Below are 23,264 nucleotides of genomic sequence, written 5' to 3'. Positions count from 1 at the left end.
TGTGACAGAGAGGTATTGCCGTGACCGATGTGATCGATGCCGTCCTCGGTGAGCGCGCCGAGGCGGTGCGGGAGGTGCGTCGTGCACGCCCGGCGGTGTTCGCGCACACCCAAGGTGTGTACGACGCGCTGCTGGACGGACCCGCGACCGCCGCGGTCGGGCGGGATCGCCTGATCGCGACCGCCGTGGCGGTGGCCGAATTGGCCGGTGCGCCCGAACTCGCCGCCCACTATGCCGCGCAGGGCGGCCGTCCGGATCCCGGCGACCCGGTGCTCGCCGCGGTGCTGCGGCACGCGGCCCGGGTCACCGAGGTGCCCGCATCCCTCGGCCGCGCGGATATCGACGCCCTGGCGGCCGTCGGGCTCTCGGATCGGGACATCGTGACGGTGTCGCAGCTGATCGGTTACGTGCACTATCAGGCCCGGCTGCTGGCCGGGCTCGGCGTGATCGGAGCGGCAGATGAGTGAGACACGACTCGGCAGCGAGGTGCGCAGCGTCGAAAGCGATTGGCGCGCCACAGAATTCACCCAGCGACGACTCGACTGGGTTCCGTGGGTGGAACCGGTCCGCCTGGCCGACGCCGACGACACCCAGCGCCCGCTGCTGGCGGGTGACCGCGGCATCGGCCCGTACTTCCGGGTATTGGCGCTCAACGCGGCGGTGCTGGCCGAGCGCAGCGCCAACGACAAGGAGATCTTCTACGGTCGCGACGGTGAGCTGCCGCGGGCCGAACGCGAGCTGGCCGCCACGGTCACCTCCCGCCACAACGGCTGCGTCTACTGCGCCTCGGTGCATTCCCGGCTGACCACGGGACTGTCCAAACGCGGCGACGACGTGCAGCGGCTGCTCGACGAGGGGAACGGGGTCCGCCTCGACGAGCGCTGGAACGCGATCATCGACTTCGCCGACGCCCTGGCCGCCAATCCGCCGCGCGCGACCCGGTCGCATGTGGAAAGGCTGCGTGCACAAGGACTCGCGGACAACGAGATTCACGACTTGGTGCTCGCCACGGCATCGTTCTCGTGGGCCAATCGCCTGATGCTCACCCTGGGCGAGCCGGAGATACCCGAGGAGGCTTGACGCCGCTGCGGCGCGATCTTGGCCGGTAGTGTGGAGGTATGTCCGGCATCCAGGGCGTGCTGTACGACATCGACGGCGTGCTGGTGACCTCGTGGCGGGCGCTTCCCGGCGCCGCCGAGGCCGTGCGCTGTCTGCGCGAGGCCGGGCTGCGCCGGGCCTTTCTCACCAACACCACCTCGGCCACCTGCGCGGAGATCTCCGAAAGGCTCTGTGCCGCAGGGATTTCGGTGGACCGGTCGGAAATTGTCACGGCCGCGCGGCTCACCGTCGAATACCTGCACCGCCACCATCCGGACGCGCGCGTCTGGGTGCTCAATCACGGCGATATCGATGAGGACCTCGGCGGGCTGACCCTGGACGCGGAACATCCGGACGTCATCGTCATCGGCGGCGCCGGCGCCGAATTCACCCACCGGGCCCTGAGTGCGGTGGTCGAGGCGATGCTGGACGGCGTGCCCGTGATCGCCATGCAGGGCGGCATGACCTGGGCGACGGACGACGGCCTGCGGATCGACACCGGGGCGTATCTGCCGGGTCTCGAGGCGGCCGGGCGATCGCGAATCACGGTGATCGGCAAGCCCTCTGCGACCGGCTTCCACGCCTGTGCCGAGCTGCTGGGCCTGCGCCCGGAGCAGCTGCTGATGATCGGCGACGATCTGCACTCGGATGTGCTGGCGGCCCAGCAGGCCGGGATGACCGGGGCGCTGGTGCGAACCGGGAAATTCCGGCAGGCCGTGCTCGACGACGCTCCGGGGAAGCCGAATCACGTCCTCGATTCCGTGGCCGACTTGCCCGCTCTGCTGCATGTGGAGTTCTCGAAGTGAAAACGCGCGAGTAACAAGAAATACTTCTAGAAACCTCCTTCAAAATGTCGCGAAATCGCCCGGCGGTGAGTATCGTCCAGGGTGGACAGGCAAACCGCTGGTAACTCCGTTTCGGAGCTCGACTCACCGGCGGTGGCAGCGAGGGCCTGATCCGGATGAGGGGGTTGGGCCCTCGCCGTTCTGGTCTGCGTCCGGCCGACAATTGGATATCTACCGCCGGGCGCGTCGCGAAATCGATACAAGTCCGGTAGACAACTTTCAGCTATCGTTATCGGAATTCGTCCAGTTAACGAAGCGCCCGATCCTTACCTTGTGGATCGGGCGCTTAGGTATTGTCTGGCGCGATGTCACAGGAAACGAACGCGGGCAGGATGTACGCCGGGCAGCCCGTAGAAGACCGGCAGCGGCAGCGACGTGCGCGTTTTCTGGAGTCCGGGCTGACGGTGTTCGCACGCGACGGCTATGGAAATAGTTCGGTCGGCGCCATCTGCAAAGATGCCGGACTCTCCTCACGACAGTTCTACGAGGAGTTCACCGGGCGCGAATCGCTGCTACTGGAGCTCTATGAACAGATCGACCGGCAATCGCGGGAAGCGGTGGCCGCGGCGCTGGCCGAGCAATCCGATCGGAACGCGGTCGAGATCATCGACGCGGCCGTGCGCGCCTACGTCGAATCGATCGGGCGGGATCCGCGTAAGGCGCGTGTCGCGTTGGTCGAAGTGGTCGGTGCGGGGCCCACGGTGGAAAAATTCCGGCTGGAATTACGCCGCGCCTGGGGTTCGCTGCTGGCGAGCGCGGCCGAAGATGCTGCGCTACAGGGAGAAATCCCGCCCGGCGATTACGAGATGCGGGTGCTGGCGATCATCGGTGCGGTCAACTATGTGGTCGACGCCTGGAGCGGTGCGGAGCCGCGCCCGCCCCTCGACGATGTGATCCGCGTGCTGCGCCGGGTGATCATCGGCGCGGTCAGTGCGTGATCTGTAGGCCCGCAAAGCTGGTCGTGTGCTGGTGATTCGCTCTAGCATTCCAGTGTGACAGGCGTTGAGGTGGGGGAGCACTCCCCGAGTTTTGTTGTCTGCGGGGATAATCCGTTGGTGTATCAGCTGGCAGCGCAGCTGGTCGACCGGTTCGCCGATGCCGTGGTGACCGTCGTGATCCCGAACCGCCGGGGTGGTTACGTTCCGCAGCTGGAGCGGCTGGAGCGGGTACGCGTGCTGTGCGCGGAAAGGCTGGACGAGGAGACACTGCGGGTGGCCGGCGTCGCCGAGGCGCGGGCACTGGCGCTGGTCGATCAGGCGGATGTGGAGAACTTCCACGCCGCGCTGCGGGCGTACGAGATCAACCCCGATATTCGGCTGGTGATCCGAATGTTCAACACCGGCTTGGGTTTCCGTATCCGCACCCTGTTCGCGGACTGCGTGGTGCTGTCGATTTCCGAGATGGCCGCACCGTCGTTCATCGCGGCCGCGCTGGGCGAGAAGGCCCTGGACTACCTGCGGCTGGGCGAACGAACGCTGTATGTCACGGGACCCTCCGGCATGCCGGACGGAACGGTGGTGTGCGGGCTGGCGGAATCGCCGTCGGGGGATATTCGCATGCTGGCGTCGACGCGCAGCGATTCCCGGGCACTGGCGCTGGCCGGGCGGGCGCCGTATCTGCCGAACGGGCGCAGGCGATGGTTGCTGCGGTTCCGATATCTGTTCCGCAACAATCTGATTCGGCTCATGCTGGCCATGCTGACCTTGGTCGTGCTGGGCTGCGGGTTGATGGTGGTGTTCGGAAACGCCTGGGGCGATGCCGTATACGAGACGCTGCTGGATGCCGCGGGTGCGGCGCAGCCGGAGCGCGACCGCGAGCCGATCTTCAAGGTGTTGCAGGTCGGAGTCGTGTTCATCGGTCTCGCCCTGACGCCGGTCGTCACCGCGATGGTGGTGGGCGGGGTGCTGCGCGCCCAGCTGTCGGAGCAGATCGGGCCGGAGCCTTCGGATTTCAACGACCACGTGGTGGTGGCCGGGCTGGGCAATGTCGGTATGCGCGTGCTGGAGCAGCTCTGCGATCTCGGTGTGCGCGTGGTCGGCTTGGACTACGACGAGAACGCGCGCGGTATCGCGCTGGCGCGCACGCTGGGTGTGCCGGTGGTGATCGGCCAGGCCACCTGGGAGGACACGCTGGAGGCGGCCGGGGTGTCGCGGGCGCGGGCACTGGTGCTGGTCACCAGCAGCGATGCGGTCAATCTCGAGGCCGCGCTGCTCGGCCAGTCCTACCACCAGGCCCATCGCGAGGACCTGCAGGTGGTGCTGCGCCTGTCCGACGACGACCTGGCCCAGCGGGTCGAGCGTAGCCTCGGGGGATCGGTCCTGGTGCGCAGCGTCTTTCAGCTCGCGGCGGAGGGTTTCGCCGCGGCCATGGCCGAGCGCCGCGTGATCGCGACGCTATCGATCAACGGCGGCACGCTGATGGTCGCCGAGGTTCCGGTGGAGGCGGGGTCGTCGCTGGTCGGCAAGCCGATCCGGACCGCGGGCCTGCCCGTCCACACCCGGGTGCTGGCCCTGCAGCCGGTCGTCGGCGCCGAACTGGAGTGGCAGCCGGACCAGGAGACCCTGCTGGAGGCGGGAAATCAGCTCGTGGTGGTTTCGAACCGGACCGGCCTCGATCACTTGCTGGAGCAGAGCGCAGGTGGTGATTCGGCCCGGCCGGGTGACGATCCGGTCGAGCCGGATCCGGTCGTCGCGTGATCGTGGGCCCCACGGTGATGCGGCCGGATGCGGTGCCGCCGTCCGGCCGCGCCTGCCCGCCGCGCGGTAGCGTGCGCGCATGGAGACGATTCCGATCCAGGTGACCGACGGGAGCACGGTGCCGGTGCGGCTGGTACCGGCCCGCGGCGCGCATCGGCATCCGATCACCCCGGACGCGCCGCGCGCGGTGGTCGTGATCATCCCCGGGCTCGGCGTGCCGGGGGTCTTCTACGGGGACTTCGCGCGGGAGCTGGCGGGCCGCGGCTTCGACGTGGCGATCGGGGAGCTGCGCGGCAACGGCGACAGCCGCCCCAAGCCGAGCCCCAGCAGCGCGTACGGCTACCAGGAACTCGTATCGGTCGACTTCCCGGCGATCTTCGAGGTGGTGCGCGAGCGCTTCCCCGCGAGTACCCCGATTCTGTTGGGGCACAGCATGGGTGGGCAGCTCGGCGTGATGTACGCGGCCCGCGTCCGCGGGCGGCTGGGCGGCCTGATCCTGGTCGCCTCCGGCACGCCCTACTTCCGCGGCTACGGCGGCATCGCCCGCTCGGCCATGCTGCTGGGCCCGGCCGCCATCTCGCTGACCGCCAACCTGGCCGGTTTCTGGCCCGGTGACCGGATCACCGCGGGCGGGTTCGGGCGGCAGTCCAAGGTGCTGATCTCCGACTGGGCGCGGCTGGCGCGCACGGGCCGATTCGTCCCCGTCGACGCCGATATCGACTACGAGGAGCGCATCGCCCGCCTGAAGCTGCCGGTCCTGTCGATCACGCTGGAGGGCGACGATCTGACTCCCCGCAGTTCCGCCGCCCACCTGCTGGAGAAGCTGCCCAACGCCCGCACCACCGCCTGGCACCAGCCCGAGCCGCACGGGCACAACGGCTGGATCACCGATCCCGGGACCACCGTCGACCGCATCGAGCGGTGGATCCGGGACCTGTGACCGAAAAGCGCTGGGGCGCTCAGCCTTTCCGGTCCTCCATCAGCATCTGCGTGAAGAACTCGTAGATCAGCGCGGCCTGGAACGCCATCTGCTTGTTATCGGCCGCGCCGCCGTGGCCGCCCTCGATATTCTCGTGGTACCAGGTGGTGTGGCCCTCTTCGGCCAGGCGCGCGGCCATTTTCCGGGCATGGCCGGGATGGACGCGGTCGTCGCGGGTGGAGGTGGTCAGCAGGATCGGCGGGTAGGTCCGATCGGCTCTCGTGTTCTGATACGGCGAGTATTCGCTGATGTACTCCCACTCCTTCGGATCGTCCGGGTCGCCGTACTCGGCAACCCAGGAGGCGCCGGCCAGCAGCAGGTGATAGCGCTTCATATCCAACAGCGGAACCTGACAGACGATGGCGCCGAACAGCTCCGGATAGCGGGTGAGCATGACGCCCATCAGCAGCCCGCCGTTGCTGCCGCCCACCGCCCCCAGCTGCTGCGGGGTCGTGATCCCGCGTGTGACCAGATCCCTGGCGATCGAGGAGAAGTCCTCGTAGACCTTGTAGCGGTTCTCCTTCTGCGCCTGGGTGTGCCATTCGGGGCCGTATTCGCCGCCGCCGCGGATATTGGTCATCACCCAGGTGCCGCCGCGCTCGAGCCAGCCCATTCCGGAGGCGCCGCTGTAGGCCGGGGTGCGCGACACCTCGAAGCCGCCGTAACCGGACATCACCGTCGGCCCCGGCTCGTCCCTGCGGTCGCGGTGGCGAATCACGAAGTACGGCACCGGCGTTCCGTCGTCGGAGCGGGCGAAGAACTGCTCGGTCTCGATGCCGTCGGCGTCGAAGAATCCGGGCTCCTGCTTCAGCGGTTCCGCCGGACCGCCCACCGATCCGGACAGGAGGGTGGCGGGAGTGGTGAAACCGCTTGTGGTGAGCATGAATTCGTCACCGCCCTCGAGCGGGTCGAGGTTCATGACATTGGTCGTGGCCATCGGCGGGGCGTCGGCCAGCGGCTCGCGCGCCCAGCCGCCCGGACCCGGGGTGAGCACGTAGAGCTTGGTCTGCACATCCTCGAGGGTGATGAGCAGCAGATGGTTCTCGGTCCAGCCGTAGCCGTGCAGGGAGGTGTGTGCGTCGGGGGTGAATACGACCTCGAAATTCCGTGCGCCATCGAGGAATTCGTTCAAGTCGATGGCGAGCAGAGCGCCCGCCGGATAGGTGGCGCCGCCCACCTCCCAGGATGACTTCAGCCGGACCAGCAGCCAATCCTTGTACCAGGACTCCGACGCATCGGTCGGCACGTCGAGATGGCGGAGGGTGTCGCCCTCCTCGAGCAGGTACACCGATTCGTTGAAGAAGTCGGTGGCGCGGGCCACGTAGTGCCGCTCGTAACCGGGGGTGCGATCGTAACCGGCCGACACCATGACATCGCCGGGCTCGCCCTCGAACACCGTCTCCGCCTGCGTCAGGGGCGTGCCGCGCCGCCAGCGCTTGGCGACTCGCGGATAGCCCGACTCGGTCAGGGATCCGGGGCCGAAATCCGTTCCGACATAGACGGTGTCGGCGTCGATCCAGCGCAGCTGCGACTTGGCCTCCGGGAGGTAGAAGCCGCCGTCGGCCTCCTCGCGGAATTGCTTCGTGGCCATGTCGAATTCGCGGACCACCTTCGCATCGGCCCCGCCGCGGGACAGGCTGATCAGTGCCAGGGACTGCTCGGGGCGCAGCACCGCGGCCCCGCCCCAGACCCAGTTCTCCTCCTCGTTCGCGGCCAGCTCGTCGAGATCGATCAGCACCTCCCAGCTCGGGTTCTCGGTGCGGTATTCGGCGAAGGTGGTGCGCCGCCACAGGCCCTTCGGATGCTCGGCGTCGCGCCAGAAGTTGTACAGCCAGCGGCCGCGCCGCGCCGGGTACGGGATGCGCGTATCGGTGTCGAGCATGTCGAGGATGCGATGCTCGAGTTCGGAGAACCGGTCGGAGGTGGCGAAACGGTCGACCACCACCTCGTTGTGCGCGCGGGCCCAGTCCAGCGCGCGGTCGGAGGTCACTTCCTCCAGCCACAGGTGGGGATCGGTCTGCTGCTCCTCGACACTCATGCCTGACATTGTTGCCGACGCCGTTTTCCGCCGGTGAACCGTCTCTGCCCATTTCCGGTGAGCATTGCCCCTACGATTGCGGCGTCGTTGCCACCGCGCTCAGGAGGTCCGGTTGCCGCACTATTTCTGGGAACAGCACTGCTGCCTGCCGCTGCTGCCGTCGGCCGACATCACCGAGCTGGCGCGCTACCCGCTCGGCTCGTACCTATCGGTGAATGTCGGGTACGCCCCGCAGTCCACGGCGGACGCGCTCGCCCTGGTGCGGCAGTTCCGCCGGGACGCGCTGGCGGACGGGCGTTTCCGGCTCGTCGAATCCGTCGACGACACCGTCGGCGACGATCGGACCATCGCCCTGGCGTTCGATCTGGAGGATTCCGGTCCGCTGGGCGGCGATCTCGACAACGTCAAGCTCTTCCACGACCTGGGCGTGCGCTCGCTGCTGCCCAGCTACAACCAGTCCAATGCCGCCGGCGGCGGCTGTCTCGACACCGCCGATACCGGCCTCACCGCCTACGGCCGCGACCTGATCCGCACGCTCAACGAGGTGGGTGTGTTCGCCGACGGCTCGCACTGCTCCGTGCGTACCGGCCTCGATATCGCCGAGGTCACCGCCGAGCCGATGATCTACAGTCACTCCAATTTCGCGGCACTCTGGGCGCATCCGCGCAATATCACCAACGCCCAGGCCCGCGCGTGTGCCCGCACGGGTGGTGTCATCGGCATCAACGGCGTCGGAATCTTCCTGGGCTGCAATGGATCCGATGAGCGCGCCGCCCGCATCGAGGCGATGGCCGATCATCTCGTCTACGGCGCGGATCTGGTCGGGATCGAGCACATCGGCATCGGCTCGGACTTCTCCTTCGACGCCGACCAGTTCAACGCCGAGATCGCCGCCGCCCCGGAGAATTTCTCCGAGGACTACACCCGCTGGGGTCCGCTGCAGTGGACGCCGCCGGAGGATCTGCTCGGCGCTGCGGAGGTGCCCGGGCTGGATGCGGTGCTGGCACGTCGCGGTTTCACCGAGGCGGATCGGGCGGCGGTATTCGGCGGGAACTTCCTGCGGGTGGCGAGGCGGGTGTGGCGCTAGCGCTTATCCCAACTGCACCAACATCTTTCCCACATTGGCGCCCGACAGTACCCCGAGGAACGCCGCCGGTGCCTGCTCGATCCCCTGGTACACCGTCGATTCCGTGTGCAGGGTGCCGTCGGCGAGCCAGGGCGCGGCCGTGGCGATGTACTCGCCGAAGTTCTGGAGGTAGCTGTTGACCAGCATGCCGCGCAGCGTCACCTCGCGCTTCACGGCGGTGAACAGATTCGGGAGGGGTTGCGCGGCACCGTTGTAGCCCTCGATGGCTCCGACCAGTGCGACCCGTCCGTGCGGCCGGATCGCGTCCAGCGCGACCCGCAGGTGCTCGCCGCCGACATTGTCGAGGTAGACGTCGATGCCGTCCGGTGCGGCGGCGGCCAGCTGACCGTCGAGGTCGCCGGCCCGGTAGTCCAGTGCCGCGTCGAAGCCGAACTTCTCGGTCAGCGCCTTCCCCTTGACCGGGCCGCCCGCCGAGCCGATCACCCGGGCTGCGCCCAGCTTGCGAGCGATCTGGCCCGCGACGCTGCCGACCGCCCCGGCGGCCGCGGAAATGAAGACCACATCGCCCGGGCGGACCGGCGCGATATCGGTCAGTGCCGCGTAGGCCGTGAGCCCGGTGGTGCCGAGTGGGCCGAGGTAGTCCCGCGGTGCGGCCAGCGTGGTGTCGATCGGGGTCGCGGCGGCGGCGTCCAGCACCGTGTGCTCGCGCCAGCCGAGGAAATGGGTGACGGCCGTGCCCACCGGAATGTCGGCGGACCGCGAGGCGGTCACCTCACCCACCGCCGAGCCCTCCATCGGCGCACCCAGTTCGAACGGGGCGATGTAGGACGGGGTGTCGTCCATCCGGCCGCGCATGTACGGATCGACCGACATCCAGGTATTGCGGACCAGGATCTGGCCCTCCGCCAGCTCCGGAATCACCCGCTCCACCACCGCGAAGTTGTCGGCGGTCGGAGCCCCGGAAGGCCTTGCGGCCAAATGGATTTCGCGAGTGACGCGGGGTAGTGTGGTGGTCGGGTTCGACATGATCGAAGCCTTTCGAGATCGGTCCCGGATCGGTCGACCCGGTGCTACCGACGACATTAAGAACGCCCACCCCCGCATCCCAGGGCCGCAGACGTCACCCACCGGACCCGTCCCGCCAATCCCGTGCGCTGGGGTTCCATGCTTGATTCCGGCCGAAAGCATGCCGGAAATGCGGGGTGGGCCTGGCCCTATCCCGCTGCCCGGTGCTCGGTGGGTGAGCTGCCCGACCAGCGGCGGTAGGCGCGGCGCAGCGCTCGGTCGTCGGCGAAGCCGAGTTTGCGCGCCACCGCTTCCGTGGTCGAATGTTGTTGCTCGAGAAGGTATTTCGCGCGCTCGTAGCGGAGCAGGTCGACCTCGTGCCGCCAGGTGGTGCCGTGATCGGCCAGCCGGCGCTGCAGGGTCCGCGGGCTGAGGGCCAAGCGGGCCGCGACGGCGTCCAGCGCCGGAGGTCCGACGGTGAGTTCTGCGGCGAGTGCGGCGCGGAACGTCTCCAGCGGTCCGGGGACCGGCCGGGAACTCGCCAGCACCAGATCGGCATGGCTGCGCAACAGATCCGCCAGCTGCGGATCCGCGTGCGGCAGCGGCGCGGTGGCATCGGCGGCAGTGAAGGTGATGCTGTCGGCGGGAGCGTCGAATTCGATGTCGGACGTCCCGAATGCCTCGGACAGCGCGGCACGATCGTGCGGCGCCGGATGGCCGAAGGTGACGCGGGTCGGCACGACCGCACGTCCGGTGGCCTCGCGGGCGCGGCGCAGATAGTAGGCCAGCACGTACTCGTTGATCACCGCAGCGACCGCGGGATCGCCCGCGGAGGTGCGGAATCCGACCGTGAGCTCACCGTCGTGGTGCAGGTCGAAGCCCTCCGCCTCGCCGGTCACGAGGCGGTGATAGGGCTGGGCGGCCCGCAGCGCATCGGCCAGGGTGGGGCCGTTGGTGACCAGATAGTCCCAGGTGGTGAGGGTCCCGAGCGGAGCGGCCGCGGCCACCGCGAGCCCGGCACCCGGCCCCGGGCGCGCGGTCGCCACCAGTTCCCACAGCCGCAGCAGCGAACGCAGCGGAATCCGGTTGAGTTCACCCGCGAGCGCATCGGCGCCCGTGCCGTCGACGGCGGCGAGCTGATCGGCCGCGGCGCCCGCGCGTCGGGCCGAGTCCAGGACCAGCCGCGTCAGGTGCGTGGAGGCGGTGTCGGCGATCGGGTTCAGCGGTGCGGAACCGGATGCGCTGTCACTCACGTCTCCTACGGTAGCGATCCGGGCAAACCCGGCAACCGGGGAAGTGAGTGAAGTTACTGCAACTTATCGGAGGTGGGTGGGCTCGCGGCGGGCGGCGGAGTTAGGCTCGCAGGCGTGACTTCCCACTACGATGTCGTCGTTCTCGGTGCTGGTCCCGGCGGTTACGTCGCCGCGATCCGCGCCGCTCAACTCGGCCTGCGAACAGCGATCGTCGAGCAGAAATACTGGGGCGGTGTGTGCCTGAACGTGGGCTGTATCCCGTCCAAGGCCCTGCTGCGCAATGCGGAGCTGGCGCACCTGTTCACCAAGGAAGCGAAGACGTTCGGTATCACCGGCGAGGCGAGCTTCGACTTCGGCGCGGCATTCGACCGCAGCCGCAAGGTGGCCGACGGCCGCGTCAAGGGCGTCCACTTCCTGATGAAGAAGAACAAGATCGACGAGTTCGACGGCAAGGGGACGTTCACCGGCCCGAACTCGCTGTCGGTCGCCCTCACCAAGGGCGGCGAGGAGTCGATCACCTTCGACAACGCCATCATCGCCACCGGAACCGTCACCAAGCTGCTGCCGGGTACCTCGCTGTCGCAGAACGTGGTCACCTACGAGGAGCAGATCCTGACCCGCGATCTGCCGGGTTCGATCCTCGTCGTCGGCGCCGGCGCCATCGGCATGGAGTTCGCCTACGTCCTGAAGAACTACGGCGTGGACGTGCGCATCGTGGAATTCCTCGACCGCGCCCTGCCGAACGAGGACGCCGACGTCTCCAAGGAGATCACCAAGGCGTACAAGAAGCTCGGCGTCACCATCACCACCGGTGCGTCGGTGCAGTCCATCGAGGACAACGGCACCAAGGTCACCGTCTCGATCAAGGACAACAAGTCCGGCGCGGTCGAGACCGTCACCGTCGACAAGGTGCTGCAGGCCGTCGGTTTCGCGCCGCGGGTGGAGGGCTTCGGCCTGGAGAACACCGGCGTGCAGCTGACCGATCGCGGCGCCATCGCCATCGACGACTACATGCGCACCAACGTGCCGCACATCTACGCCATCGGTGACGTCACCGCCAAGCTGCAGTTGGCGCACGTCGCGGAGGCGCAGGGTGTGGTCGCCGCCGAGACCATCGGCGGCGCCGAGACCATGACGCTGGGCGACTACCGGATGATGCCGCGCGCCACCTTCTGCCAGCCGCAGGTCGCCAGCTTCGGTCTCACCGAGCAGCAGGCCCGCGACGAGGGCTACGACGTGAAGGTCGCGAACTTCCCCTTCACCGCCAACGGCAAGGCGCACGGCCTCGGCGACGCCACCGGCTTCGTGAAGCTGATCTCCGACAACAAGTACGGCGAACTGCTCGGCGGCCACCTGATCGGCCCCGACGTCTCCGAACTGCTCCCCGAACTGACCCTGGCCCAGAAATGGGACCTCACGGTCAACGAGCTCGCCCGCAACGTGCACACCCACCCCACGCTGAGCGAGGCCCTGCAGGAGGCCATCCACGGGTTGGCGGGACACATGATCAACTTCTGATCCTGTCGGCGGCGATCCCGGATCGCGGTTACATTCAAGGCGCCCTTCGGTTTTCGGACCGGAGGGCGTTTTGCTGTCTGCTCGTCATAGGCGACCGTTATTCGCGGTGGTAGGCCGCCTGGGCCTCGTGGACCGTGTCCATATTGGTTTCCAGGGTGACGATCAGGGCCTCGAGGTGGTCGGCGACCCGGGCGCCGAGGTCGGTGAGGGTGTATTCGACGCGGGGCGGGATCGACTGCTGGACCTCGCGGTGGATCATGCCGTCGCGCTCCAGGGCCTGCAGGGTTTGCGACAGCATGCGCTCGCTGACGCCGTCGACGCGGCGGCGCAGGGCGCTGAAGCGGAAGGGGCCCTCGCGCAGCGCGACCAGGGCGAGGGTGCCCCAGCGGCTGGCGACGTTCTGCAGCACCGGGCGTGAGGTGCAGTTTCGGGCGAAGACGTCGGCCTCCAGCGTCGGGTCGGAGGCGTCCGCCGCGGTGGTCTGCCGGGTGGTCATGGGTTTGATGCTACTCATTCGTCTGGTAGTAATGGAATATCGTGTACTAACTAATAGTTAGTGCTAGATATTCCGTACGTAACCAGGAGGTAGACATGACCGTCGCCGTCACCGCAGCCAGTGGTCAGCTGGGCCGTCTCGTCGTGGAGGCGCTGCTGCGCCGGGGAGACGGGCCGGTCGTCGCGATCGTCCGGGATCCGTCGAAGGTGGCCGATCTCGCCGACCGCGGCGTCGATGTCCGGCAGGCGTCCTACGACGACGCGGAGGCGCTGGATCGCGCGCTCGCGGGCGTGGATCGGGTGCTGCTCGTCTCCGGCAACGAGTTCGGTGCGCGAGTAGATCAGCACACCAATGTCATTCGCGCCGCCGAGCGGGCGGGGGTGGACCTGCTGGCCTACACCAGCATCCCGCTCGCCACCGAGAACGAGATGATCCTGGCGCAGGAGCACCGCGGCACCGAGGCGGTTCTCACGGAATCCGCTGTGCCGCACGTAATTTTGCGCAACGGCTGGTATTGGGAGAACTACTACGGCGGATTGGCGCCCGCCGTAGCGGGCGGTGTGCTGTACGGCGCTGCGGGCGATGGCCGGGTCGCGGGTGCGGCACGGGCCGACTATGCGGAGGCCGCTGCGGTAGTCCTCGGCACCGAGGGGCACGCCGGGCAGATCTACGAGCTGGGTGGTGATGAGCGCCTGACGTATACGGATCTGGCGCAGGTGATTTCGGAGGTGTCCGGGAAGCCGGTGCGGTATCAGGATCTCCCGCAGCAGGATTACGCCGCGGCCCTGGAAAAGTCCGGGCTGCCCGGCGAATACGCACAGGTGCTCGCGGACGCGGATACCGGCATCGACGCCGGTCTGCTCGACGTGACCAGCGGCGACCTGCAGAAGCTGCTCGGCCGGGCATCGACTCCCGCGGCCGAGGTGTTCCGGGCCGGATTGAACGCCTAGGACCTGTACGGGAACGAGACGGGGCGGATCGATGATCCGCCCCGGGCGCGACTACCGGAGTAGTTGTCGCAGAAAGGAATCGACGTCGTCCGCGGATGCCTCGAGGACTTGCATATGGCCGACTCCCGGGTACCTGCGCAGGTCGAGCCGGACACCGTCGGCGCGCAGCACGGCGGCTTGTTTCGATACGCCGGAGGCGGGCACGTCGATATCGTCCGTACCTTGGAAGATCATCAGCGGGTGGTCGTACCCGGTGGTGGGCACATCGAGGACGGGACGTGCGACCTGCTCGAATTCACCGTCGGACAACGGTTTTCCGAGCATATCGGCCACCTGTACGTGCTCGAGGCGTGCGGTCATGTCATCGGAACACAATCGGTCGCCGTCCGCCACGACCCGCCTGCCCACGGGGGTCAGGTAGTCGGTGGGGTCGAAATTGGGACGCGCGGTGTGCAGGCCGCCGAGAAGATAGCCGAGGGCGGTCTTCATGCGCGCGTCCGGTTCCGGGACGCCGGGGCCGCCGAGCGGCAGCATCCTGTCGACAATGCCGCTGGCGGGGGCGAGCGCTGCCGCGCCGCGGTAGTCCAGTTCCGGCGCGTACGCGGTGGCCACGGACGCGGTGAACAGTGCCGCGTGCCCACCTTGAGAATGTCCGACCGCGACCCACCGAGGTGACAGGGATGCGTCGATCGTGCGGGCGGCCCGGACCATGTCGACCGCCGAATACGCGGCGGCCCGGCCGTCGAGGTACGGGTGGTCGCCGGGTGTGCCCAGGCCGGGGTAGTCCGTCGCGGCGACGGCGTAACCGCGCGCCAGCAAGGTCCCGATGTAGTCGCGATACATCGTGAAGTCGGTCCTGGAGGGCGCGCACGCATCCGCTCGTCCCACCGTGCCGTGCTCCCACGCCACCACGGGCCATCCGCCCGCGGGCGGGCTGCCGTGCGGTACGAACAGCGCTCCGCTCGACAGCGCCGGGCGATCCTGCGAAGTCTGCGTCCAGTACACCGCTCGCTTCGCCGAGGCAGCTCCGGGAATCCACTGGTAGTCGGCCAGATCGGTGGCCGCGGTGACGGATCCCGGCTCGGCAGCCCCGACATGGGTGGCGGTCGCGCCCGCCGCGGCGATCGTCGCGATGCTCACCGCCGCGGCCGCTATCCAATTCCTTGCTTTCATGCGTCCTTTCTTGACACCCTGTCGACGTCCACGCGTCTCGCGTACCCCCACGTATTCTGAGCAAATGTTCAGCAATGATCCCGCTGTGGAAATTACGGACATCGAAACCACGACCGGAAATTCCCCCGTCGACTATGTGCACGGTTACGGCGAGGACGAGGCGGAGCGATTGGTAGAACAAGCTGATTTGCTCGCGGCGATGGTACACGACGGGACGAGATTTACAGCGGGGGCGCGCGTATTGGAAGCCGGGTGCGGTGTGGGCGCGCAGACCGTGCATCTGCTTCGGCGCAGCCCGGAGATTGCGCTCACCGGCCTGGACCGCAGTCGGGCATCCCTGGATATTGCGCGCTCCCGGGTGGCGGCATGCATGCCGGAGGCGAATGTCGAGTGGGTCGGGGGAGACCTGTACGAGCCGCCGTTCGCCGAGGACAGTTTCGATCATGTCTTCGTGTGCTTCGTCCTGGAGCATGTGCGCTCGCCCGCGCGGATACTGCGGTCGCTGCGGCGTGTGCTGCGGCCGGGCGGGAGTATCACCCTTGTCGAGGGTGATCACGGCTTCGACTCGTTCCGCCCGGACAGCGCATATGCCCGCAAGGTGATAGACAGCCTGGTCCGGGTGCAGTCGGACGCCGACGGCGATGCGCTCGTCGGACGCAAGCTCCACGGCCTTCTGGCCGAGTCCGGGTACGCCGATATCGTCACATTTCCGAGGCCGATCCGCGTCGACTCGGACTCCCCGCGGTACGCCAAAGAATTCGCTCGAAATACCCATATACCGATGATCGAAGCGGTACGCGATAAAGCGACAGGTTCCGGATACATCTCGCGCGACGATTGGGATCAGGGAATTTCCGACCTGTATCGGACCGCCTCGGAAGGCGTGTTATCCGTCACTTTCATGAAAGCGACCGCGATAGTATCGACAGCCTAGGACATCTAGGAGTTATCGTGTCTATTTCGATAGAACCATCTCCTGATTGTGCCCACCTGAGCCTGTACCTTCCGTCGCCGGGGGTGGAATTCGAGTCCTGTTGTCATGCCGATGGCTCACTCCAGGATTCATGCCGCCACGAGATCTTGTGGGAACATGCGCCAGCTGTGGATTATCGGCAACTGGCGCAGTACCGCTGGATCGCCGGTCACCAATTGGTATTCTGCGTTTGGCGCTGCCTCGTCGAAGCAATGCACGAATTTCTCGACGTGCCACACTCCCGTCCGGGCAATGCATGCATTATCGCGACGCTATACGACGCGTATTCCCTGCTGCTGTTGTACAGCGGGAGCTGCTCCCCGGACACTTACAACTCGACGATACGTCCGCAGATGATGGCTGCGGACCCCGCATTCAGTGGGCGATGGGCGCCGGACCAGGAAGCTATAGGCCCGCTACTCAAATGCATTCGGAAATCTACCGCCCCCGCCGTGCGGCAGCCGATCACGAAGGCAGTCAAGGAAAATATCAAAATTCATATGGCCGTCGCCGAGCGCCTGGTTCCCGAAGGGAAGTCCCTGTTACGCGAGTCCGGTCTCGACTCCAGCGTCCCGCCGACGGCGACGCAACGCCGCACCTACGACGGCTTCTTCCGCGTCACCCGCACCTCCCTGTGCCACCGGGAGTTCGCCGCACAGCTGCTGGCCAGGCTGTCTCAGGTCCGATCGGACCTGAGACAGCATCCACTACCCGTACCGTGCGCATGGAAGCAGATCGGCAAAACGAGGAACGCGCCCATCGATCGGTTTCACCGGGAAAGCCTATCGACTCTGGACCGCCTGGAAACCTACGTCCGGAATTCATTCCAATACGAACCAGCCGAATAGGGAACGGCCGAACAGACAGCGTTACTCGTTCACCCACTGGACGAGTTGGATGACGATGCCGTTGGGGTCGAGGGTCTGAAAGTAGCGTTCGCCCCACGGTTCGGTTTCGATGGGTGTTGCGATCGGCACCCCTTCGCGTTGGACGCGCTGGTATTCGGTCTCGATGTCGTCGACGACGAAGGCCACGAGGGTGCCCTGGCCTGCGCTACCGGCGATGCGTTCCGGCTTGAAGGTCGACAGGCCCGTGCGCAGGTAGACGATGTTGAACCCGGCGTCGGGGCGGGTCAGCGAGACGAAGCCGTCTTCGGACATCTGCACCTCGAAGCCGAAGTGCTCGGTGAGGAACTTCGCCGATGCCTCCGGGTCGGGCACGTTCAGGGAGAGGGCGGATGCGGTGATCTTCATGGTGCCTCCTGGAGGTCCCGATTAACTCTGTACGTAGTACGCTGTACTTTGTAGACAACTTTCCGGAAGGCTGCATTGTGAGCCTGATCACGCCGATACGATCGGGAACGGAGGTGCGAGGACAGTGCGTGAGCGGGACGGGCGGTCCGAGGTGGGCGACGCGGCGGTACGGCCGCCCGGCAGCGGTCGGCGCGGGCGCGGCGAGCGCAGCAGTGCGGGCGATCCGGCTCGCACTCTGGAACTGCTGTGGCGTGAACCCGCGCGGACCTCCGGGCGTGGCCCGAAGCAGCGCAGCAGTATCGACGAGGTGGTCGCGGCGGCGGTCGACATCGCCGATGCCGAAGGACTCGATGCGTTGACGATGCGGGCGGTCGCGTCTCGGCTGGGGTTGACGCCGATGGCCACCTATACCTACGTGCCGGGCAAGGCCGAGTTGCTGGACCTGATGCTCGACTCCGTCTATCGGCAGATGCCCCGCGCGAACATCGCCGGATTGCCTTGGCGGAAAAGGGTTTCCGCAGTGGCCGCGGAAAACCGCGAGCTGCTCGTGCGTCATCCCTGGGTCGCCTACGTCCCCACCACGCGCCCGCCGCTCGGGCCGGGCGTGGCCGCCAAATACGACCACGAGCTGCGGGCCTTCGACGGGCTCGGCCTCGACGACGTCGAGATGGACGCCGCCCTCACCTACCTGCTCGGATTCGTCACCTCGGTCGCCCGCATCGCGATCGACACCGCGCGCGCCGCAACCGACAGCGGCATATCCGACCGCGAGTGGTGGGAGCGCACGGCACCCGTCCTGGAGCGCGTCTTCGACCCCGACCGCTACCCCCTCGGCGCCCGCGTCGGCTCCGCCGCGGGCCAGGCTCACGACAGCGCCTACTCCGCCGACCACGCGTGGGATTTCGGACTGGCCCGAGTCCTCGACGGCCTGGCCGCCCTGATCGAAAAACCCACCCGCTGAACGACTTCGGCGCATCGAGCGCGCCGCATGCGGGTGTCAGGGGACGAGGGGGCGGACCTGCTCGGCGGCGAAGCGGATGAAGTCGATCGGGTCGGCGTCCGCGGTGGGCTGCAGGATGACCGTGTCGGCGCCGGCGTCGGCGAGGCGCGCTACGGCGTCCGCGACGGCGTGTGCGTCGCCCGCGACACCGACGCCGTCCTCGTCGGCGGCCCCGACTCCGTCGATGGATTCGCGACCCATCCGGAGCATGTCGGCGCGGAGGCGTTCCAGGGCGTCGGGCCCGGTCGCCGTCGAGAGATTGGCCAGCACACGCCCGCTGCCGGAGCGATCGCCCTTCGCGCGGCCCTCGCTCAGCAGCGCGACCGCCCGGCGCAGCGCGGCGGCGGAGGTGCCCGCGGTGAGGATGGCTCCGTCGGCGATCTCGCCGACCAGGCGCAGCGTGCGGGGACCTGTTGCGGCCGAGATGATGTCGGGCGCCTGCGCCGGGGGCCAGTCGAGCGCGACGTCGTCGAGCCGGACATAGCGGCCGTCCGTGGTCAGCCGCTCACCGGCGAGCAGGCCGCGCAGGGCGTCGACGTACTCGCGGAGGAGGGTGACCGGGGATTCGGCCCGCGCGCCGATCTGCCCCATCCAGTCCTGCACGCCGTGGCCGACACACCAGACGCCGCGGCCTGGGAAGAGGCGTTCCAGCGTGGCGATCTCCATGGCCGTGGCGGCCACGGTGCGCAGCGGGACCGGCAGTACGCCGATTCCGACGCGCAGCCGCTCGGTGCTCGCGAGCGCCGTGGCGGTCGTGGCGATTCCGCCCCCGAGGAAGCAGTCCTCCCACAACCACAGCTCCTCGAGGCCGGACTGTTCGGCCACGTGCGCCACCTCGCGCAGTCGCTCCGGTGGAACCTGTGGAAGAGATACCGCGCCCAGGATCGTCATACAGTGATCGGTACCAGACGGCACCGACAACATCGATCGGATTTCGCTCCCTCGAACGACGCGACGCTGTCGGGGCGAGGCGATCCCACCGGCGCCGCGCTAGTGGTCGGTTTGCACGCGCAAGGTGGTGATGGTGCTGGCCAGGCCCTCGTACTGGTTGACCAGCAGCACGATTTCGATGAGCCGGCGTTCGTCGTAGTGATCGGCGAGGGCCGACCAGGTGATGTCGTCGATATCGCGGGCCCGCACCAGTTGGTCGACGGCCGACAGCAGGGCCCGCTCCTTGGCGGGCCAGCCGGGCGCGTCCGGTCCGGTGCGCAGGCGGTCCAGGATCTCGCGGGTGACGCCGGCCCGCTTGCCCAGGCGGACGTGATGATCTGTCTCGTATTCGCATTGGCGCAGATGCGCCACCCGCAGGATGACCAGTTCGGTCTCGTAGCGCGGCAGTTTCCCGCCGGGCATCAGCCGCCCGGAGTAGTGCAGCCAGCCGCGGAACAGCCCGCCGGTGCGGCCGAGGGTGCTGAACAGATGTGCGTCGGCCGTACCCGCCGCGCGTGAAATCACCTGCCATACAACCCAATTGACGGGCCCCAATTCACGCAGGCGGCCCGGTTCGATGCGTGGCTTCGTCGACACCATGCCTCACGCTAACAGCCTGCTCGGGCCGGTACCAGACATTGTGAACAACAATGTTCGCCGACAGGGTGGCTAGAACGACGCGGTCTACTCGGCAAGCAGTTTCAGCACGACAGGGCGGGACATCGTGCCGGCGACCCGCCGGGCGAGTTCGTTGGCGCCCGCGCCTTCCGCGTGCGCGCCACGCAGCGCTTCGGCCAGTTCGGCGCGCGCGGCGTCGGCCTCGGCCTGCGCGGCGCGCAGACGCGCAGCGGCCTCGCCGACCACATCGCGGGTCGCCGCAGTGGAAGGCGCGGCCGCTTCGCGCGTTGTCGGAGTGCGGTCGCCCGCATCGCCGCTCGGAATGGATTCGGGCGCATTGCTGCTCGGGGTGAGTTCGCGTGCGGTGCCGGTCCGGCGGAGCTCGGCAGGGTTGGTTGTCGGAACGGGCTCGGCGGCGTCGGCGGTCGAAGCGGATTCGGTTGTGGTGGTGATCAATGGATTGACCGGTGCTTCGCGGCGCATCGCGGCGCGGGCGAACTCCTGCAGAAACTCCTGCGTCGCCGCGGTGTCATCGGCCGCGGGGCCGAGCAGCAGCCGGGTGGTCTGCGGTACCGCGTGGGTCCAGGCGGCCAGGCCGCACAGTGCCAGCAGGACCCGGCCCGCCGCGCGTTCGTCCACGCCGAATTGCTCTTGGGCGCGGGCGAATTTGCGTGCGTACAGCTCGTCTCGACGGCCGTCGACATCGTGCGCGTCGGCACCGCGGTGCAGCGCCTCCCACAGCAGCAGTCGCAGCAGTTGGGGATTGTCGCGGTGGTAGCGGAACAGCTTGCCCACGTAGTCGCCGGGCTCGGTATCGGCCAGCGGCTGCACGACATCGGTGAACTCGTCCAGCGACTCGATGAGGATGACGTCGAACAGCTTGTCCTTGCTGCCGAACAGCCCGTAGATGCGTTCCTTGTTCACCCCGGCGGCCTCGGCGATGCGATCGACGCGCGCGCCGGCCAGGCCGTATTCGGCGAACTCGTCGCGGGCGGCGCGCAGCAGCGCCTGCCTGGTCGCGTCGCTGCGCTTGGTCGGAGCGGTCATGGGAAGAACTTTACCAGCCTCCAACCAACTATTCGGTTGACGTTCGAGTGAAATGGGCTTACCTTCGTCGCCATGGCAACAACCACCGTCACGAATCGGGCCGACACACCGGCCGTCTCGCGCTCCGCGGGCGCGTCACCCCGCGCCCACACGGGGCGCACCCTCCCGGTATTCGTGTTGTCCGCCCTGCTCGCCACCGGTCAGATGTACGTGCCGATCCCCATGTTCACGGCCATGCAGTCGGACTGGCAGGTGGGTGCGAGCGTGATGACCTGGATCATCAGCGCCTTCGCCTTCGGCTATGCGGGCGGCTTCGTCCTGTTCGGCCCGCTGTCCGACCGGTTCGGTCACCGCCGGGTGCTGGTGACCGGGATGATGATCGCCGCGGTGGTCACACTGTTGACCGGGTTGGCCTTCTCGGCCCCGGTGGCGATCGGCCTGCGCATCGTGCAGGGACTGATCGTCGGATCGATTCCGCCCGCGATCATGGCCTACGTCGGTACCCGGATCGCCCCCGCGCACCGACCCGTGGCGACCATGTCGGTCTCCACCTCGTTCCTCGCCGCGACCGTCGTGGCGCAGATCGCCGCACAGACGATGGTGGCCTCGTTCCCGTGGCGCGCGGTGTTCGTGGCCTCGGCCGTGGCCTTCGTGGTGCTGGCGGCGCTGCTGCGGGCGGTCATGCTCGCCGACGCCCCGACGGGCGCGGATCAGCCACTGCGGCACAGCTATTCGGCGATCCCCGCGGTGCTGCGGATCCGGCCGCTGCTGCCGATGCTGGTGGCCGGTGCGCTGGCGATGGCGGTCATGGTCGGGATCTACACCGGGATCGAGCTCACGGGTCTGGTCCACGGTTCCGGGGAACTGCTGACGCTGCGCGCCGGTGCGCTGCCGGTGATGGCGTTGCTGCCGGTGCTGGCGGTGCCGCTGGCGCGGTTGTCCAAACCGGGGCAGATCGTGCTCGGCGTGCTGATCGCGGCGACCGCGATGGTGCTCGCTGCCTTCGCGGGCAGCCATCTCGCGCTGCTGACGGTGCTGCTCGCCGTGCTGGTGGGCGGTCTCGGGACGATCGCCCCCGCGGTGCTGCAGAGCGCCGGTGAACTCGGCGGCGAGGCCCGCGCCGCCGCCATGTCGGTCGCGATGTTCAGCTTCTACGTGGGCGCCACCGTCGGCCCGCTGGTCGCGGCAGCCGCTGCCCCGCACGGGTTTCCGATGCTCGCGTGGTCGCTGGCCGCACTGCTCGTGACGGCCTTCGCCCTGACCCTGGTCGGCATGCGCCTGCAACGGGCACAGGCGGCCCGGTAGTGCCGAATCGGTGGCAGTGCGACCACGCCGAATACCTCGCGTCCCGCGCCGCCACCCGCGGGGACCTGGTGGCGCGAGGCTGCGGCGGCCACGGCATGTCGGTGACACCCGATGTCAATCCCGCAGAGCCTGGCCGAGTTTGGTGAGTTCGAGGGCCCTGCGAGCGCGGGCCAGCACGTTGGCCCGGGAACGCAGGATGTGGGTGAGCAAGGTGTCCAGCGCACGGTCCAGGTCGCCGGTGAGGATGTGTTCGGCGATCGCGATGTGTTCGGCGGTCATTGCCGCGATCCGGTCCGGGGTCGGCATGTCCAGCGAGCGGATCGGTCGGATCTTGGCGTGCACGGTGATCAGGGCGTCGGCCAGTGCCGAATTTCCCGCCGCCGTCAGCAGAGTGGCGTGGAACTGCTCGTCCGCGGCGACGAGTCCGGGCCCCGCCTCGGGCGGGTTGTCGCGCAGGCGGCGCCAGTGGTCGAGTTCCCGTCGAACTGCCAGTTGATCGTGCGATGTCGTACCCGACCGGGCGACAGCGATGATCGCCGGATCGGCCGTCGTCTCCGGCACCGCCGTCGCATCGGCCCCGAGAGTCGCGGCCTCGACTTCGAGGGCGGACGGTGATCCGAACCGACTGCCGCCGAACGTCTCCGGTGCGGTCGTGTCTCCGGTGCGGTCGATATCCCCATGCGCCCGGCTGTCCCGCAGAACGGCGGATCGGACGCGCTGAATTCCGCGCGTCTCCAGAACGATTCGCAATTCGTACAGGTCACCCAGTTCATCGAGGCGCGGCCGATACGGATACAGCCCGTTGTCGCGGCGTTCCACCAGGCCGTCGGACAGCAAGCGGGCCAGCGCCTCCCGCACGGGTGTCCGCGAGACCCGGTACGCCTCGGCGAGGCGTTCCTCGCCCAGACGCACGGTGGGGTCGAGCGCGCCTGCCGCCAGGTCCCGGCACAGCGAGCGGTAGACCCGCTCTCCCAACGAGATACGCCCCCTGCGCGCCATC

General features: G+C 68.1%; 23 protein-coding genes and 1 pseudogene. 13 read left to right on the top strand and 11 right to left on the bottom strand.

Features of this window, described 5'->3' with window-relative positions; translation table 11 throughout:
- Nucleotides 1-20: 20 nt before the first annotated feature.
- The 6 genes from NM1_RS25185 to NM1_RS25160 all read left to right on the top strand — a co-directional run bounded on the left by NM1_RS25185 (nucleotide 21) and on the right by NM1_RS25160 (nucleotide 5,579).
- Complete coding sequence (locus NM1_RS25185) at nucleotides 21-467, top strand: hypothetical protein (protein WP_084520010.1); 447 nt, start codon at nucleotides 21-23, stop codon at nucleotides 465-467.
- A complete protein-coding gene (locus NM1_RS25180; protein ID WP_068024574.1) occupies nucleotides 460-1,080 on the top strand; it encodes a peroxidase-related enzyme in 621 nt (206 codons plus the stop codon). The genes NM1_RS25185 and NM1_RS25180 overlap by 8 nt, the downstream gene beginning before the upstream one ends.
- 38 nt (nucleotides 1,081-1,118) lie before the next feature.
- Entirely contained in the window at nucleotides 1,119-1,904 is a 786-nt protein-coding gene (locus tag NM1_RS25175) for an HAD-IIA family hydrolase (RefSeq protein ID WP_068024572.1), read from the top strand.
- A gap of 344 nt (nucleotides 1,905-2,248) precedes the next feature.
- Nucleotides 2,249-2,881 (top strand): TetR/AcrR family transcriptional regulator, encoded by a 633-nt coding sequence (locus NM1_RS25170; protein ID WP_246011184.1) that lies wholly within the window; start codon nucleotides 2,249-2,251, stop codon nucleotides 2,879-2,881.
- Nucleotides 2,882-2,935: 54 nt separating this feature from the next.
- On the top strand, nucleotides 2,936-4,639 hold the full coding sequence (locus NM1_RS25165) for an NAD-binding protein (RefSeq protein WP_084520009.1): 1,704 nt from the start codon (nucleotides 2,936-2,938) through the stop codon (nucleotides 4,637-4,639).
- A 79-nt stretch (nucleotides 4,640-4,718) separates the two neighbouring features.
- On the top strand, nucleotides 4,719-5,579 hold the full coding sequence (locus NM1_RS25160; protein ID WP_068024564.1) for an alpha/beta hydrolase family protein: 861 nt from the start codon (nucleotides 4,719-4,721) through the stop codon (nucleotides 5,577-5,579).
- A 19-nt stretch (nucleotides 5,580-5,598) separates the two neighbouring features.
- Here the strand turns inward: NM1_RS25160 and NM1_RS25155 are convergent, their stop codons facing one another.
- Nucleotides 5,599-7,665, bottom strand: a complete 2,067-nt coding sequence (locus tag NM1_RS25155; protein WP_068024561.1) for a prolyl oligopeptidase family serine peptidase — start codon at nucleotides 7,663-7,665, stop codon at nucleotides 5,599-5,601.
- A gap of 103 nt (nucleotides 7,666-7,768) precedes the next feature.
- Between NM1_RS25155 and NM1_RS25150 the strand changes: the two genes are divergently transcribed.
- Complete coding sequence (locus tag NM1_RS25150; protein ID WP_084520008.1) at nucleotides 7,769-8,743, top strand: dipeptidase; 975 nt, start codon at nucleotides 7,769-7,771, stop codon at nucleotides 8,741-8,743.
- 3 nt (nucleotides 8,744-8,746) lie between these two features.
- Here NM1_RS25150 and NM1_RS25145 read toward each other — a convergent pair whose 3' ends face one another.
- Nucleotides 8,747-9,769, bottom strand: a complete 1,023-nt coding sequence (locus tag NM1_RS25145) for an NADP-dependent oxidoreductase (RefSeq protein WP_068024555.1) — start codon at nucleotides 9,767-9,769, stop codon at nucleotides 8,747-8,749.
- Between the two features lie 188 nt (nucleotides 9,770-9,957).
- Complete coding sequence (locus tag NM1_RS25140; RefSeq protein ID WP_084520007.1) at nucleotides 9,958-11,001, bottom strand: AraC family transcriptional regulator; 1,044 nt, start codon at nucleotides 10,999-11,001, stop codon at nucleotides 9,958-9,960.
- Nucleotides 11,002-11,115: 114 nt separating this feature from the next.
- On the opposite strand from NM1_RS25140, the gene lpdA reads away from it, so the two are divergent.
- A complete protein-coding gene (gene lpdA, locus NM1_RS25135; protein WP_068024549.1) occupies nucleotides 11,116-12,519 on the top strand; it encodes a dihydrolipoyl dehydrogenase in 1,404 nt (467 codons plus the stop codon).
- Between the two features lie 97 nt (nucleotides 12,520-12,616).
- Here the strand turns inward: lpdA and NM1_RS25130 are convergent, their stop codons facing one another.
- Nucleotides 12,617-13,015, bottom strand: coding sequence for a winged helix-turn-helix transcriptional regulator (locus NM1_RS25130; RefSeq protein ID WP_068024546.1), 399 nt, complete (start codon nucleotides 13,013-13,015; stop codon nucleotides 12,617-12,619).
- A 95-nt stretch (nucleotides 13,016-13,110) separates the two neighbouring features.
- Here NM1_RS25130 and NM1_RS25125 point away from each other — a divergent pair, with 95 nt between their 5' ends.
- On the top strand, nucleotides 13,111-13,965 hold the full coding sequence (locus NM1_RS25125) for an SDR family oxidoreductase (RefSeq protein WP_068024543.1): 855 nt from the start codon (nucleotides 13,111-13,113) through the stop codon (nucleotides 13,963-13,965).
- A gap of 51 nt (nucleotides 13,966-14,016) precedes the next feature.
- Here the strand turns inward: NM1_RS25125 and NM1_RS25120 are convergent, their stop codons facing one another.
- Nucleotides 14,017-15,138 carry an alpha/beta hydrolase family protein gene (locus NM1_RS25120; protein ID WP_068024540.1) on the bottom strand — a complete coding sequence of 374 codons (1,122 nt, stop codon included), beginning with the start codon at nucleotides 15,136-15,138 and terminating at the stop codon, nucleotides 14,017-14,019.
- A 64-nt stretch (nucleotides 15,139-15,202) separates the two neighbouring features.
- On the opposite strand from NM1_RS25120, the gene NM1_RS25115 reads away from it, so the two are divergent.
- Together NM1_RS25115 and NM1_RS42495 are read left to right on the top strand one after the other, a co-directional pair.
- Nucleotides 15,203-16,072: a methyltransferase domain-containing protein gene (locus tag NM1_RS25115; RefSeq protein WP_068024537.1), complete on the top strand. Its 870-nt coding sequence runs from the start codon at nucleotides 15,203-15,205 to the stop codon at nucleotides 16,070-16,072.
- Nucleotides 16,073-16,089: 17 nt separating this feature from the next.
- Nucleotides 16,090-16,959, top strand: a complete 870-nt coding sequence (locus NM1_RS42495) for a 3-methyl-L-tyrosine peroxygenase-related protein (protein ID WP_147288962.1) — start codon at nucleotides 16,090-16,092, stop codon at nucleotides 16,957-16,959.
- 21 nt (nucleotides 16,960-16,980) lie between these two features.
- Here NM1_RS42495 and NM1_RS25105 read toward each other — a convergent pair whose 3' ends face one another.
- Nucleotides 16,981-17,364: a VOC family protein gene (locus NM1_RS25105; protein WP_068024531.1), complete on the bottom strand. Its 384-nt coding sequence runs from the start codon at nucleotides 17,362-17,364 to the stop codon at nucleotides 16,981-16,983.
- Between the two features lie 235 nt (nucleotides 17,365-17,599).
- Here NM1_RS25105 and NM1_RS25100 point away from each other — a divergent pair, with 235 nt between their 5' ends.
- Complete coding sequence (locus NM1_RS25100) at nucleotides 17,600-18,325, top strand: TetR/AcrR family transcriptional regulator C-terminal domain-containing protein (protein ID WP_246011220.1); 726 nt, start codon at nucleotides 17,600-17,602, stop codon at nucleotides 18,323-18,325.
- A gap of 36 nt (nucleotides 18,326-18,361) precedes the next feature.
- On the opposite strand, the gene NM1_RS25095 is transcribed toward NM1_RS25100, so the two are convergent.
- From NM1_RS25095 to NM1_RS25085, 3 genes are all read right to left on the bottom strand, one after another.
- Nucleotides 18,362-19,255, bottom strand: a complete 894-nt coding sequence (locus tag NM1_RS25095) for an LLM class flavin-dependent oxidoreductase (RefSeq protein ID WP_068024528.1) — start codon at nucleotides 19,253-19,255, stop codon at nucleotides 18,362-18,364.
- A gap of 99 nt (nucleotides 19,256-19,354) precedes the next feature.
- A complete protein-coding gene (locus tag NM1_RS25090) occupies nucleotides 19,355-19,894 on the bottom strand; it encodes a carboxymuconolactone decarboxylase family protein (RefSeq protein ID WP_068024526.1) in 540 nt (179 codons plus the stop codon).
- 84 nt (nucleotides 19,895-19,978) lie between these two features.
- Entirely contained in the window at nucleotides 19,979-20,959 is a 981-nt protein-coding gene (locus NM1_RS25085) for a TetR/AcrR family transcriptional regulator (protein ID WP_068024523.1), read from the bottom strand.
- Between the two features lie 72 nt (nucleotides 20,960-21,031).
- Between NM1_RS25085 and NM1_RS25080 the strand changes: the two genes are divergently transcribed.
- Nucleotides 21,032-22,264, top strand: coding sequence for an MFS transporter (locus NM1_RS25080; protein ID WP_068024520.1), 1,233 nt, complete (start codon nucleotides 21,032-21,034; stop codon nucleotides 22,262-22,264).
- A gap of 114 nt (nucleotides 22,265-22,378) precedes the next feature.
- Here the strand turns inward: NM1_RS25080 and NM1_RS43580 are convergent, their stop codons facing one another.
- A complete protein-coding gene (locus NM1_RS43580) occupies nucleotides 22,379-22,963 on the bottom strand; it encodes an FCD domain-containing protein (protein ID WP_425454310.1) in 585 nt (194 codons plus the stop codon).
- Nucleotides 22,964-22,975: 12 nt separating this feature from the next.
- Nucleotides 22,976-23,263: pseudogene (locus tag NM1_RS44155) on the bottom strand (GntR family transcriptional regulator); the annotation flags it as partial.
- Between the last annotated feature and the right edge of the window lies 1 nt (nucleotide 23,264).

It is taken from the genome of Nocardia mexicana NBRC 108244 (genome assembly GCF_001613165.1).
Taxonomy (GTDB): Bacteria; Actinomycetota; Actinomycetes; order Mycobacteriales; family Mycobacteriaceae; genus Nocardia; species Nocardia mexicana.
This window is presented reverse-complemented; position numbering and strand designations above follow the sequence as displayed.